Origin of the sequence: Pseudomonas sp. S11P7, assembly GCF_023195435.1 — a bacterium.
Taxonomy (GTDB): domain Bacteria; phylum Pseudomonadota; class Gammaproteobacteria; order Pseudomonadales; family Pseudomonadaceae; genus Aquipseudomonas; species Aquipseudomonas fluorescens_G.
Genome location: NZ_JALPKS020000002.1, coordinates 3943775 through 3957828 on the forward strand (window position 1 = coordinate 3943775; position 14054 = coordinate 3957828).

General features: G+C 62.0%; 4 protein-coding genes. 3 read left to right on the plus strand and 1 reads right to left on the minus strand.

Annotated features, from left to right (window positions below):
* Window positions 1-347 precede the first annotated feature (347 nt).
* Window positions 348-8222 (minus strand): retention module-containing protein, encoded by a 7875-nt coding sequence (locus tag M0746_RS18140; RefSeq protein WP_258450113.1) that lies wholly within the window; start codon window positions 8220-8222, stop codon window positions 348-350.
* 532 nt (window positions 8223-8754) lie between these two features.
* On the opposite strand from M0746_RS18140, the gene M0746_RS18145 reads away from it, so the two are divergent.
* The 3 genes from M0746_RS18145 to M0746_RS18155 all read left to right on the plus strand — a co-directional run bounded on the left by M0746_RS18145 (window position 8755) and on the right by M0746_RS18155 (window position 13825).
* On the plus strand, window positions 8755-10113 hold the full coding sequence (locus tag M0746_RS18145) for a TolC family outer membrane protein (protein WP_093103615.1): 1359 nt from the start codon (window positions 8755-8757) through the stop codon (window positions 10111-10113).
* A gap of 181 nt (window positions 10114-10294) precedes the next feature.
* The gene (locus M0746_RS18150; RefSeq protein WP_258450114.1) at window positions 10295-12454 is read left to right on the plus strand and encodes a type I secretion system permease/ATPase; all 2160 of its coding nucleotides are present in this window, start codon (window positions 10295-10297) and stop codon (window positions 12452-12454) included.
* A gap of 9 nt (window positions 12455-12463) precedes the next feature.
* Window positions 12464-13825, plus strand: coding sequence for an HlyD family type I secretion periplasmic adaptor subunit (locus tag M0746_RS18155; protein ID WP_258450115.1), 1362 nt, complete (start codon window positions 12464-12466; stop codon window positions 13823-13825).
* Window positions 13826-14054 lie beyond the last annotated feature (229 nt).

Below are 14054 nucleotides of genomic sequence, written 5' to 3' on the forward strand. Positions count from 1 at the left end.
TCGGATAACCGCTCGCACTAGTAAGAAGTGACCGTAGGCAAGAGGCGTTGGCTGGCATGTGATAGGCGGACATTTATCAGCCGGCCTATGAGGGCCAGTAACAGGCCATGAATATTCATTCCGACACCGACAAGTCTGCTGAACTGGCGCCCCCATAATTGCCACACCTGCCGAATGATCGGTGCCAGTTCTGGCCCCATTGCAAGCAGGCTCCCACATTGAAATGCGGTCTACTGTGGGAGCGAGCCTGCTCGCGAAGACGGACGTGTGAGCAATGCAGCACCCTCTGGCAGAAAAAACCGCCGTCCCGATAACCGGGACGGCGGTTTTTTCGTTTCAGACGGCGCTTACACCGTATCCACCTTCAACGAATGATCATTCAGCATCCCGCTGATGATCGTCGCCGTGTCATGCCCGCCAGCCACCATGCCACCCGCCCCCGGCGTGACGCCGTAGTGACTGGCAAGGTTGACGCCGGCCAGATCAATTGTCTGGTTCGGCGTGGCGCCGGCCATGGCGCTGACGTCGATGCTGGTCATCACCGACGCGCCGCTGCCGCTGACGGTGAAGTGCAGGTAGTCGTCCAGCGAGGCGGTGCTGCCGTTTTCGCCTTGCAGCAGTTGCGACAGGTCGAGCTTGTCGGTGCCGGGGGTGAAATCGGTGATCAGGTCGTGGCCGCTGTTGCCCTTGAGCCACTGGAAGGTGTCGGCGCCGGCGCCGCCGGTCAGGGTGTTGTTGCCCAGGCCGCCGATCAGCAGGTCGTCGCCACCGCCACCGTTGAGGGTGTCGTTGCCGAGGCCGCCGTTGATCACGTTGCTGTTGTTGTCGCCGGTGAGGCTGTCGTTGAAGTTCGAGCCGAGCAGGTTTTCGATCCCGGTCAGGGTATCGCTGCCGGCGCCCAGGGTGTTTTGCGCGCCGAGCAGGCCGAGATTGACGCTGACGCCGGCCGTTGCGTGAGCGTAGCTGGCGGTATCGATGCCAGTGCCGCCGTCGAGCAGGTCATTGCCCGCGCCGCTGTAGAGCAAGTCATTACCCGCGCCGCCGTGCAGCTCGTTGTTGCCGTTGCCGGCGGTGAGTACATCGTTGCCGTCGCCGGCGTTGATGATGTTGTCGCCAGTACCGGCCACCAATACATCGTCGCCTGAGGTGCCGGTGAGGATGTGGCCGTCCTGATAGCTGATGCTGACGTTGGCCGTGTCGCTGCCGCCGTGGTTGTCGTTGGCAGTGTAGGTGCCGTGATAATCCGCGGTTACGTCATGGGCTCCGGCGTAGTTCAACGTCATGGTCAGTTGATAGTTTTCCGCCCCGTTCGGGTTGCCGTTACCGGTGGCGTTGGCGATGTTGGTGATGTGGATCTGGTAAACGCCATCGGCCGACGCGGTGAGGGTTTGCCCGTCCGCCAAGGTTATCCACGCGCCGCCATTGAGCGAGTACTCCATGCTGATCCGGCCGGGATCGAGGTTGTGATCCAGGTTGAGGGTTTCGCCCTGGCGCAGGTTGACGGTGATGCGGTCCTCGTCGTTGGCGTTGCTGTTGCTCACCGTGCCGAGATAACCCGTGACAACGAGCACGGCGGTCATGGTCGCAGCGTTGGCATTGAACGCGTTGCGCACGTTGGCGAGGTTCTGGTTGGCCGTGTTGTTGGTCTGGTTGTTGAAGGTGATCGCCCCCGTGCCGGTGAAGTCCGCCGCTTTTGAAATCCAGCCGGTATTGAAGCTGGTCGGCGTGGCGTTGAGCGTATCGCCGTTCGGATCGGTGTCGTTGGCCAGCAACAGTTCACCCGGCACCACGATGTTGCCCGACAGCACGTTGGTAATGACGTGATCATCCATCGCCACGGGTGGCGCGTTGGGAATCACTTTGACGGTCAGCGTCGAGCTGGCGAGGTCACCGTCGTTGTCGCTGACGGTGAAACCGATGTTCTCGGTGATGACCACAGCGGTGGTTTTCTGCGAGGTGTAGGTGTACTCGCCGGTGTCGAGGTTGATCAGCAAGGTGCCGCTGTTGTTGGTGGCGATGCTCAGCGTGTTGTTGGCGGTGTTGAAGGTGCCGTGATTGGCCCCGCCACTTGCCGTCAACGAGCCCTGGCCGCTGAGGGCTTTCGGATCGTAGGTGTAGGTGGTGCCATCGATCACGACGGACTTGATGAAACCGCCATCGGCACCGAACGAACCGCCCTCGCCGAGCAGCGAGCCGGTGACCGGCGCACCCTGCACTGTGCCGGACAATACCGAGTTGAGCTGATTGAGGTCGGTGACCACCACCGCATTGGTGTCGGTGTGGCTGATGCCGTCATACGCCAGCGGGTCGAGGTTGGCGTTGCTCACGCCGCTGCCCAGGCCAATGGCGTAATTCTTGATGTTGTTGGCATCGAGGAAGTTTTTCAGCGCGGCTTCGTCGGCCGTGCCGATGTCGCCCTCGTTGGGTTTGCCATCGGAGAAGAAGTAACCGACGTTCTGCGCCCCGGTGAGTTTGCCCGAAGTGTTGAACGCGCTCTGCATCACCGCCACCGCGGCGTCGTAATTGGTGCCGCCGCCGGCGTTGAGCCCGGCGAGCAGGGTTTTCGCCGTGGCGACATCAACCCACACCGAGGTGCTATCGGTGGCGCCACTGCTGAAGGTGACGAGTTGCACTTTCACATCGCCAAGGTCGTCGTACTTTTCGAGCAAGGCGCTGATGGCCTGCTTGGCCAGGTCCAGCCGTGACAGGCCGGGAACGCCAGAAGCGTCGGCCATGCTCCCGGAAATGTCGAGTACGATGAGAATGTTGGAATCGATTTCCACCGCCGCCACCGAGCGATCCGACGCGACGGCTTTCGGCACGTCGTCGACGATGTTCACCACCAGTGTGCTGGTGGTGCTGTTGCCCAGCGCATCGGTGGCTTTGTAGGTGAAGCTTTCGCTCAGGGTGTTCGGCCCGTCGTTGGCGTTCGGCGTGGTTTTCGGCGCCGAGGTCAGCGTGTAGGTGTAGGTGCCGTCGGCGTTGAGCTGCAGCTGCCCGTAGCTGCCGGTGGCACTGCCGACCAGGGTATACGTGATCGCGCCTGTTCCGCCGGAAACTGCCCCCACCAGCGTGCCGGTCGCGGTTTCGCCACTGTTGGCAGGATCGCTACCGGTCACCGTGCCGGGCGCCAGATCCTGGCCATCCTTGGTCAGGTCGAGGGCTTTTTCATAGACCGTCACGTCAGCATCGCTGGCGGCGATCAGGCAACTGTCGTGCACGTCGATGGTGATGGTGGTGGTGCTTTCGTCGCCGTCGGCATCGCGTACGGTGTAGGTGAACACATCCACCGCGCCCGGGCCGTTCACCACGTTGGGATTGCTGTGATAGACGGCGTTGCCGTTGGCGTCCAGGGTCAGGTAGCCGTAGGTGCCGTTGATCTGCGAATTCAAACCGCCGATGGCAGCAGTGGAAGTATCACCGCCGGCCCGCACGCCAATCACTGCGCCGGTGATCGCCGGGCCGTCAGCGCCGCCCACATCATTACTGAAGACGTTGCCGCTGACGGTGTCGCCTTCCGCGACCGAAGCTGCATCCGGGTTGGCAGTCGGCAGATCGTCGACGATGTTGACGTTGATCTGGCCGCTGGCGCTGCTGCCGTCGTTGTCCGTAGCGACGACATCGAAATTCTCGGTGAGGCTGTTGGCGCCGTTGGCATTCGGATGCGTTTCGTTATCGACCAGGGTGTAGCTGTAACTCACGACGCCGGTGGCCGGGTTGTAACCGGTGACGGTGAAGGTGCTGCCCAGTGGCGAAACCACCGATTGCGGGAAGCCTGCGGCGACACCGTTGGTCACCACGGCAATGCCACCGACGGTCAGGGTTTGCAGGCCATCGAGGGCCGTTACCGTGAACGTGCCGCTCTGGGTCAGGGCGGGTGTATCGGGGCTGGTGCCGTCGCTGAGGTTTTTCTCGTAGACGGTGAGTTCGCCGCCCTTCACATCGAGGCCGTCAAGGCAGATCGGGTCGTCATTGTTGTGGATGTTCAGGACCAGATTCGCGGTGCTGGTGTCGCCGTCGGCATCGGTCAGGGTGTAGGTGAAGGTCTCATTGCCATTGCCCCCGCCGCCGAGGTTTTTGAAGTCCGCATCGTTGGTGTTCAACGTATAGGTGTAAGTGCCGTTGGCGTTGAGCACCAGCGTGCCGTAAGTCCCGGTGAAGGTGCCGGGGGTGATCGGTCCGGCATTCGGTCCGCTCGCCACCAAGTCGGCGCCTTGCACGTCGTTGGTCAATACATTGCCGGTGAGGCTCAGCTGGTTTTCAGAAGCTGAATTGGCGTTGCTGTCATTCAGTGCTTTCGGCACGTCGTCGACGACGCTGATCACAATCGTACTGGTGACGATGTTGCCCAGTGAATCAGTGGCCTGATAAGTGAAGGTTTCCGTCAGGGTGTTGGCACCGTCGTCGGCCTGCGGCGTGGTGCTCGCCGGCGAAGTCAGCGTGTAGGTGTAGGTGCCGTTAGGGTTGAGCTGAATCTGCCCATAGTTGCCGCTGGCGCTGCCGACCAGCGCATAGCTGATCGCACCGACCGCGCCGGTGACCGAACCGACCAGCGTGCCGGACGCGGTTTCGCCGCTGTTGCCGGGCTCGCTGCCGACCACACTGCCCGCCGCCAGATCCTGGCCGTCCTTGTTCAGATCGAGGGCTTTTTCATAGACGGTGACATCGCTGTCGCTGACGGCTTTCAGGCAGCTGTTATAAACATCGATGGTGATGGTAGTGGTGCTCTCATCACCGTCGGCATCGCGCACGGTGTAGGTAAACACGTCCACCGCGCCCGGGCCGTTCACGGTGTTGGGATTGCTGTGATAAACCGCATTGCCGTTGGCATCGAGGGTCAGGTAGCCGTAGGTGCCGTTGATCTGCGAATTGAGGCCGCCAATGGCCGAAGTGGACGTGTCGGCACCGGCGCGCACGCCGACGACCGCACCCGTAACCGCCGGGCCATCCGCGCCGCCAATATCGTTGTCCAGCACATTGCCGCTGACGGTGCCGCCCTCCTTCACTGACGCAGCGTCGGCGTACGCGCTCGGCAAGTCGTCGACGATGTTGACGTTGATCTGGCCGCTGGCCGTGCTGCCGTCGGTGTCCGTGGCAACGACGTTGAAGTTCTCGGTAATGCTGTTCGCACCGTTGGCGTTCGGATGGGCTTCGTTGTCGACCAGCGTGTAGCTGTAGCTGACCACGCCGGTGGCCGGGTTGTAGCCGGTGATGGTCAGCGTGCTGCCGAGCGGCGTGACGATCGACTGCGGGAAGCCAGCGGCGACCCCGCCGGTCACCACGTTGATGCCGCCCACGGTCAGGGTTTGCAGGCCATCCAGCGCGGTGACGGTGAACGTGCCGCTTTGGGTCAGGGCCGGTGTGTCGGGACTGGTTCCGTCGCTGAGGTTTTTCTCGTAAACGGTGAGTTCGCCACCGTTGACGTCGAGGCCATTGATGATCACTGGATCGTCATTGTTGTGAATCTGCAGAACGAGGTTGGCGGTGCTGGTATCGCCATCGGCATCGGTGATCGTGTAGGCGAAGGTTTCCGTGCCATTGCCGCCACCGGTCAGCGCTTTGAAATCCGCGTCGCTGGTGTTGAGCGTGTAGGTGTAGGTGCCGTCGGTGTTGAGCACCAAGGTGCCGTAAGTACCGGTGAAGGTGCCGGGCGTAACCGGGCCGGTCGGGACGCGATCGGCGCCTTGCACGTCGTTGGTCAGCACGTTGCCGGTCAGGGTCAGCTGGGTTTCCGAGGCGGTGCCGTTGTTGTCGTCGAACGCCTTGGGCACATCGTCGGTGATGTTGACGTCGAGGGTGCCGGTGGCGGTGGTGCCGTTGTCATCGACCACGGTGACCGCGAACTGCTCAGGCAGGTTATTCGTGCCGTTGGCGTTCGGGTGCGCTTCGTTGTCGACCAGGGTGTAGCTGTAACTGACCACGCCGGTGGCCGGGTTGAAACCGGTAATGGTCAGCGTGCTGCCCAGCGGCGTGGTGATCGATTGCGGGAAGCCTGCGGCCACGCCGTTGGTGACCACGGCGATGCCGCCGACAGTGAGCGTAGTGACGCCGTCGAGTGCGGTGATGGTAAAGGTGCCGCTTTGCGTCAACGCGCCGGCGTTCGGGGCGCTGCCGTCGCTGAGGTTGCTTTCGTTGACCGTCAGCTCACCGCCATTCACATCGAGGCCGTTGATGATCACTGGATCGTCATTGTTGTGAATCTGCAGAACGAGGTTGGCGGTGCTGGTATCGCCATCGGCATCGGTGATGGTGTAGGCAAAGGTTTCGGTGCCATTGCCGCCACCGGTCAGCGCTTTGAAATCCGCGTCGCTGGTGTTGAGCGTGTAGGTGTAGGTGCCGTCGGTGTTGAGCACCAAGGTGCCATAAGTACCGGTGAAGGTGCCGGGCGTAACCGGGCCGGTCGGTACGCGATCGGCGCCTTGCACGTCGTTGGTCAGCACGTTGCCGATCAGCGTCAACTGGGTTTCCGAGGCGGTGCCGTTGTTGTCGTCGAACGCCTTGGGCACGTCGTCGGTGATGTTGACGTCGAGGGTGCCGGTGGCGGTGGTGCCGTTGTCATCGACCACGGTGACCGCGAACTGCTCAGGCAGGTTATTCGTGCCGTTGGCGTTCGGGTGCGCTTCGTTGTCGACCAGGGTGTAGCTGTAGCTGACCACGCCGGTCGTAGCGTTGAAACCGGTAATGGTCAGCGTGCTGCCCAGCGGTGTGGTGATCGATTGCGGGAAGCCTGCGGCCACGCCGTTGGTGACCACGGCGATGCCGCCGACAGTGAGCGTAGTGACGCCGTCGAGTGCGGTGATGGTAAAGGTGCCGCTTTGCGTCAGTGCGCCGGCATTCGGGGCGCTGCCGTCGCTGAGGTTGCTTTCGTTGACCGTCAGTTCACCGCCGTTCACGTCGAGGCCGTTGATGATCACCGGATCGTCGTTGTTGTGAATCTGCAGAATGAGGTTGGCGGTGCTGGTATCGCCGTCGGCATCGGTGATCGTGTAGGCAAAGGTTTCCGTGCCATTGCCGCCACCGGTCAGCGCTTTGAAATCCGCGTCGCTGGTGTTGAGCGTGTAGGTGTAGGTGCCGTCGGTGTTGAGCACCAAGGTGCCATAAGTACCGGTGAAGGTGCCGGGCGTAACCGGGCCGGTCGGTACGCGATCGGCGCCTTGCACGTCGTTGGTCAGCACGTTGCCGATCAGCGTCAACTGGGTTTCCGAGGCGGTGCCGTTGTTGTCGTCGAACGCCTTGGGCACGTCGTCGGTGATGTTGACGTCGAGGGTGCCCGTGGCGGTGTCGCCATTGCTGTCGCCGGCGATCACGGTGAACTGTTCGCTGATGGTATTCACGCCGTCACCGGCCGAATGGGTTTCGTTGCCGGTGAGGGTGTAGCTGTAGCTGACAACGCCAGTTGCCGGGTTGTAACCGGTGATGGTCAGGGTGTTGCCCAGTTGCGAGGTGATCGACTGTGGAAAGCCGACCGCTACCCCGCCAACGATGATGTTGATGCCGCCAATGCTCAGGCTGGTCAGACCATCAGGCGCGGAAATGCTGAACGTGCCGCTCTGGGTCAGCGCGCCGTTGTTGCTGGCCGAGCCGTTGGGCAGATTGGCTTCGTTGACTGACAGTTCGCCGCCCTGCACGGCCAGGCCGGTCAGCGTTACCGGGTTGTTCACCGGTGGCGGTGGCGCAATGATCGGTGCGGGCGCGTCATCGCCATTGTCGATGTCCGCGTCGCGGCGATACTCGGGAAATTCAGGAATGCCGTTGAAACCGGCGGTGGGGAACCCGATGATCGGGTCGACCCGGCCGCCGACTTCGCTCAGCAGCACAAAACTGTGACCGCCGCCCAGTTCACCGGTATTGCCGGTCGGCGCGTTGGGGCCGGCAGCGGTGGCTTCGGCGCTCTGGCTGGGGTCGTCACCAGCGGCAATGGCTTTCTGGATCTGCTCGACGTCGGTCAGCTGCGCCTGGCTCGGGGTCTGCGCTTCGTCAACATTCACCGGCACCGCCTGATCGGCCAGCAGTTGCCCGGTCATGGTGATGCTGCTGCCGCGGCCGAGGGTCAATTGCTCGCCGTTTTGCAGTTTCACCGCCACCGCGCCTTCCGCGCCCGTGATCAATTGATCGCCAGCGTACAAACGATCGCCCTCGACCAAGGCACGTTTGCTGCCATCCGCTGCCTGCGCGAACACCTGACCAATGACTTTTGTGACCGTACCGATGAGCGTTGCCATGTGAAATCCTCCGCTGCCGACCACCGTCGGCACTGGTTCGCGAAGCAGCCCATGGCTCAATCGGGTTGTCGGGAGCGACGCTCGCACCCTCGACAGTTCGTTTCGCGGGTTCCTTGGTGGGAAAACTTCAGCGCATTCAAGCACTTCGGCACCCTGTTCAAGGCAACACACCCACTAGCGCTACGTAACGGTGGTGAATCACTTGAGTGACAAAAATCTGTCGCTCGCTCGCCGTTACGCGTCCCTCCCCTTCAGCAGTACTTCGCCGTGTAAAGCAAAGTGAATGGAACTTTCCTCAAGCCCTTTTGAGCTCCCTAAAGCGCATAAAACAAAGGCTTTCGAGCTGAACAATGTGCTGCTTTTGCAAAACCGCATAAGTTTTTTTTGGCATAAGCCTTATGAAAATTTTTTCTTAGCTACGCTTCAGGATGTTCTTAGCTCTGATGTTACAAGAGTGAAACGCTAACACCGTTAATTTACGTCAAATATTTGGCGACGGTAACACAACATTTAGACCCAGGGAGATGCACCCATGCGCGTTCTAACCCCCCTCTGCAGCGCGGTTTTGCTGGCCATGGCTTGCACTTCTCAAGCCCACGCCATGAATCTGACTGAAGCCATTCAAAGCACGATTGCCACTCACCCGGAACTGGCTTCACGCGTGGATGCGCGCCTGTCGGCGGATGAACAAGTCAAAGTGGCCAAGGGCGGTTTCTATCCGTCCGTGGACCTGAATGCCGCCTACGGTCGCGGCTACAGCGACAACACCAACACCCGGGCCTTCGGCAACCACAACACCGAAATCCTCAACTACACCCAGTCCGAACTGCGTTTGCGGCAGATGATCTTTGACGGCTTCAACACCGCCAACGAGGTCGAACGCACCAAAGGCGTGTCGAACTCGCGCGCCTATTACGCGCAAGGCACCGCGCAGGATCTGGCCCTGCGCACCATCGAGGTCTATCTGGAAGTGCTCAAGCGTCGCGAACTGGTGACGCTGGCGAAAAACAATCTGCAGGCGCACTTGCGCGTCAACGACCAGATCGGCCTGCGCACCGAGCGTGGCGTCGGCAGCACGGCCGACTCCGATCAATCGGTAGCGCGTAAAGCGCTGGCGCAGAACAACCTCGATACCGCCGAAGTCGATCTGGCTGACGCCGAATCGAACTTCTACAGCGTGGTCGGGCGTATGCCCGATGAGCTGGAAACGCCGGCCTCGACCCGCGGCGAACTGCCGACCGAATTGCGCGAAGCCCAGCAGAGCATGGTCGACAACAACCCGTACCTGAAATCGGCCCAGGCTGACGTGCAGTCTGCCGAAAGCCAATACGAAGTAGCGAAGTCGCCGTTCTACCCACGCTTCGACGCCGAAGCCGCGGTGGGCGCGAACAACAACGTGCAGGGCGACGAAGGCCACGACAACGAATGGCGCGTCGGTGTGGTGATGAACTACAACCTGTTCCGCGGCGGTAGCGACAAGGCGCGCCTGGCGGCCAACGCCCACGACATCAACCAGGCGATGGACATCCGCAACAACGCCCTGCGCCAGCTCAACGAGAACATTCGTCTGGCCTGGAACGCCATGGAGAACGCGAAGAAACAAACCCCGACCGCGCGCGAATACGCCGAAACCACCAAACGCGTCCGCGCCGCCTACCAAGACCAGTTCGGCCTCGGCCAACGCACCCTGCTCGACCTGCTCGACAGCGAAAACGAGCTGTACAACGCCAACCGCCGCTACACCGAAATCCGCTACACCGAGGAATACTCGATGTACCGCGTGCTGGCGAACATGGGTCAGTTGCTGAGCAAGCAACGGGTGGTGTTGCCGGCCGACGCGATCGCCGCAACCGAGGTGAAAAACCAGGCGCGCTTGCCTGAGTTGAAATAACCCACACAGGCGCCTTCACCTCTGATCGTTCCCACGCTCTGCGTGGGAATGCAGCCCGTGACGCTCTGCGTCACTGGGACGCGGAGCGTCCCTTGAGGCATTCCCACGCAGAGCGTGGGAACGATCAGACGATCGAGTGGCTGCTCTGAATACCTGAGCCTGTTCAACAGAGGCAATCAATATGACCCGCATGGAAACCGGCGTCGCCGGCATCGATCCGCGCGCGAGCTTCGATGATCCGTTACTCGACGGTCTGCTGATCCTCTGCAAACTGCACGGTGCAACAGTCAGCCGCGCCAGCCTGAGCGCCGGGCTGCCGCTGGACAAACAACGTCTGAGCCTGGATCTGCTGCCCCGCGCCGCTGCCCGCGCCGGATTGCAGGCGCGGCTGCTGCGCCGTGACCTGAAAGACATCTCGCCGCTCAATCTGCCGATCCTGCTGCTGCTCAACGACGGCCGCACGGCGGTGCTACGGCGCTTCGGCGACGACGGCAAAGCCTTGCTCCTGCCCAGTGAAGCCGACGGTGGCGAGCAATGGGTCAGTCGCGAAGAGCTCGTCGAACATTACAGCGGCCAGGCCTTGTTCGCCCGTCCGCGCCACGAACTCGAAGACCTGCGCGCGCCGCTGGTGCCCCGGGTGCGGGCGTGGTTTCGCGACACCTTGAAGCTGTCGAAATGGCTGTACAGCGACGCGATTCTCGCCAGTTTCCTGATCAACCTGCTGGGCCTGATGGTGCCGCTGTTCGTCATGCAGACCTACGATCGCGTGGTGCCGAATCAGGCCACCTCGACCTTATGGGTGCTGTCGATCGGCCTGTTGATCGGCACCGGATTCGAGCTGGTGTTGCGCGTGGTGCGCGCGCACTTGCTCGACACCGCCGGCAAGAAAACCGACGTGATCCTCTCTGCAACCTTGTTCGAACGCATCACCGGCATGTCGATGAAAGCGCGGCCGGCGACCATCGGCGGGTTCGCGCAGAGCATCCATGATTTTCAGGGCCTGCGCGAATTCCTTACCGCCGTGACCCTGACCAGCCTGATCGACCTGCCATTCGTGGTGTTGATGCTGGCGGTGATCGGCCTGCTCGGTGGCTGGCTGGTGGTGATTCCGCTGCTGGCGTTTCCGCTCACAATCATTTTCGCCATGGTGATTCAGGTCAAACTGCGCGACACCGTGCAAAAAAGCCTGAGCCTTGGCGCTGAACGCCAGGCCCTGCTGATCGAAACCCTCGGCGGCCTGGAAACCCTCAAGGCCTGCAGCGCCGAAAGCGAGCGCCAGCACAAATGGGAAAGCACCCACGGCGCCCTCACCCGCCTCGACAGCCATGCGCGCAATCTTTCGGCGCTGGCGACCAACGGCACCTTGTTCATTCAGCAGTTTTCCGGGATGGCGACGATTGTCGCCGGGGTCTACGGCATCATTGCCGGTAACCTCAGCGTCGGAGCGCTGGTCGCCACCTACATGCTCGGCAGCCGGGTGCTCGCGCCGCTGGGGCAGATCGCCGGGCTGATCACCCGCTATCAGCAAGCGCAACTGACCATGAAAAGCACCGATGCGCTGATGGCCCTGCCGCAGGAACGCGACGGCAAGCAACGGCCGCTGGAACGCACGCAACTGCAAGGCGCGCTGGACGTCAGCGGCGTGACGTTCCATTACAACGGCCAGAATGCGCCGGCGCTGAGCAACGTCAGTTTCAGTCTGAAGACCGGGGAACGGGTTGGCATCATCGGCCGCAGCGGCTCGGGCAAAAGCACCCTGGCGCGGCTGGTGATGGGCTTCTACGAACCCGAAGAAGGTCAACTGCTACTCGACGGCCTCGACCTGCGCCAGCTCGATGTGGCCGACCTGCGCCAACAGATCGGCTACGTCGCCCACGACTTGCCGCTGCTGGCCGGCAGCCTGCGCGACAACCTCACCCTCGGCGCCCGCTACATCAGCGATGCGCGCATGCTCGAAGTGGCCGAGCTGACCGGCGTCACCGAACTGGCCCGCCAGCACCCGCAAGGCTTCGACCGGCCGGTGGGCGAGCGCGGGCAATTGCTCTCCGGTGGGCAGCGTCAGGCCGTGCTGCTGGCACGCTCGTTATTGCTCGACCCGCCGATCATGCTGCTCGACGAACCCACCAGCGCCATGGACAACAGCAGCGAAGACCAGCTGCGGCTGAAGCTGCATCAATGGGTGCAGGGCAAAACCCTGCTGCTGGTCACCCACCGTACCTCGATGTTGAGCCTGGTCGATCGCTTGCTGGTGCTGGACAACGGCCGGGTCGTCGCCGACGGTCCGAAAGAAGCGGTCATCGATGCACTGCGCAAGGGCCGTGTCGGCTCGGCGGCGGTCTAGGAGTTGCCCATGTCTGCTTCCACCGATAGCAAGGATCGCGGCTACTTCGACAGCTTTGGCAAAAGCGCCGAGGCCGACTTCATGCCGGAAACCGCCGGCGCCTCGTTGCAGGACTCGCCGCGCAAATCGCGAATCACCGTGTGGCTGGCGGCGGCGCTGCTGATCAGCGCGGTGGTCTGGGCGAAGTTTGCCGTGCTCGAAGAAGTCACCATGGGCGAAGGCAAGGCGATTCCGTCGAGCAAGGTCCAGGTGATTCAGAACCTTGAAGGCGGCATCGTCACCGAGATCTTCGTTCGCGAAGGCCAGATGGTCAGCAAGGGCGATACCCTGCTGCGCCTGGATGACACGCGTTTTCGCTCGAACAAGGGCGAAAGCGAAGCCGACCGCTACGCGCTGACCGCGCAAGTCGAACGCCTGTCCGCCGAAGCCGAGGGCCGGCCGTTCAAGCTCTCCGCCGAGGTGATTGCCAAGGCTCCGCAAGTCGCCGAAGACGAGCGCTCGCTGTACGAACAGCGCCAGCGCCGCCTCGCCAGCGAGCAGCGCACCTTGAGCGAACAGCTGCGGCAGAAAACCCAGGAGCTGGCGGAGTTTCGTTCCAAGCAGGGCCAGTTCAGTTCCAGCCTGGCCTTGCTGCAGCAAGAAATGAACATGTCCGAACCGCTGGTGAAAACCGGCGCCGTGTCACCGGTGGAAATCCTCCGCCTCAGGCGTAGCGCGGTGGAAATCCGTGGTTCGCTGAACGCCACAACGCTGGCGATTCCCCGCGCCGAATCGGCGATTGCCGAGATCCGCAGCAAGATCGACGAATCGGAGCAGACCTTCCGCTCCGAGGCCGCCAAAGAGCTCAACGAAAAACGCACTGACCTGTCGAAAATCACCGCGACCAGCATCGCCATCGACGACCGCGTCACCCGCACCACGGTGACCTCGCCGGTGCGCGGGGTGATCAAGCAGATGAAGGTCAACACCATCGGCGGCGTGGTCCAGCCGGGCAGCGACATGGTCGAAATCGTGCCGCTGGAAGACAACCTGCTGATCGAAGCCAAGGTGCGTCCGCAGGATGTTGCGTTCCTGCACCCGGGCCAGAAAGCCATGGTCAAGTTCAGTGCCTACGACTACACGATTTACGGCGGGCTGAGCGCCAAACTCGAGTTGATCGGCGCCGATACCATTACCGATGACAAGGGCAACAGCTTCTATCTGATTCAGGTGCGCACCGATAAGAACCATCTGGGAGGGGACGTCAAACCGCTGCTGATCATTCCGGGGATGGTGGCGACGGTGGACATCATTACCGGCGAAAAAAGCGTGCTGGATTACCTGCTCAAACCGGTGCTGAAAGCGCGGACCGAGGCGATGCGCGAGCGCTAGAGATATCCGAATTTGTGGTGAATTGACTGGCCCCATCGCTGGCAAGCCAGCTCCCACAGGTTCCGTGGTGCTCACAAGTTTTGTGGTCGACACGGACACTGTGGGAGCTGGCTTGCCAGCGATGGGGCCAGCAAGAACACCGACTATTTTTGCTGATCGTTCCCACGCTCCGCGTGGGAATGCCGCCCCGGACGCTCCGCGTCCCTTTGTAACGGTGACGCAGAGCGAC

Coding starts and splice junctions, on each gene's coding strand:
- M0746_RS18145 (WP_093103615.1), top strand. CDS start 8,755: ATGCGCGTTCTAACCCCCCTCTGCAGCGCGGTTTTGCTGGCCATGGCT.
- M0746_RS18155 (WP_258450115.1), top strand. CDS start 12,464: ATGTCTGCTTCCACCGATAGCAAGGATCGCGGCTACTTCGACAGCTTT.
- M0746_RS18150 (WP_258450114.1), top strand. CDS start 10,295: ATGACCCGCATGGAAACCGGCGTCGCCGGCATCGATCCGCGCGCGAGC.
- M0746_RS18140 (WP_258450113.1), bottom strand. CDS start 8,222: ATGGCAACGCTCATCGGTACGGTCACAAAAGTCATTGGTCAGGTGTTC.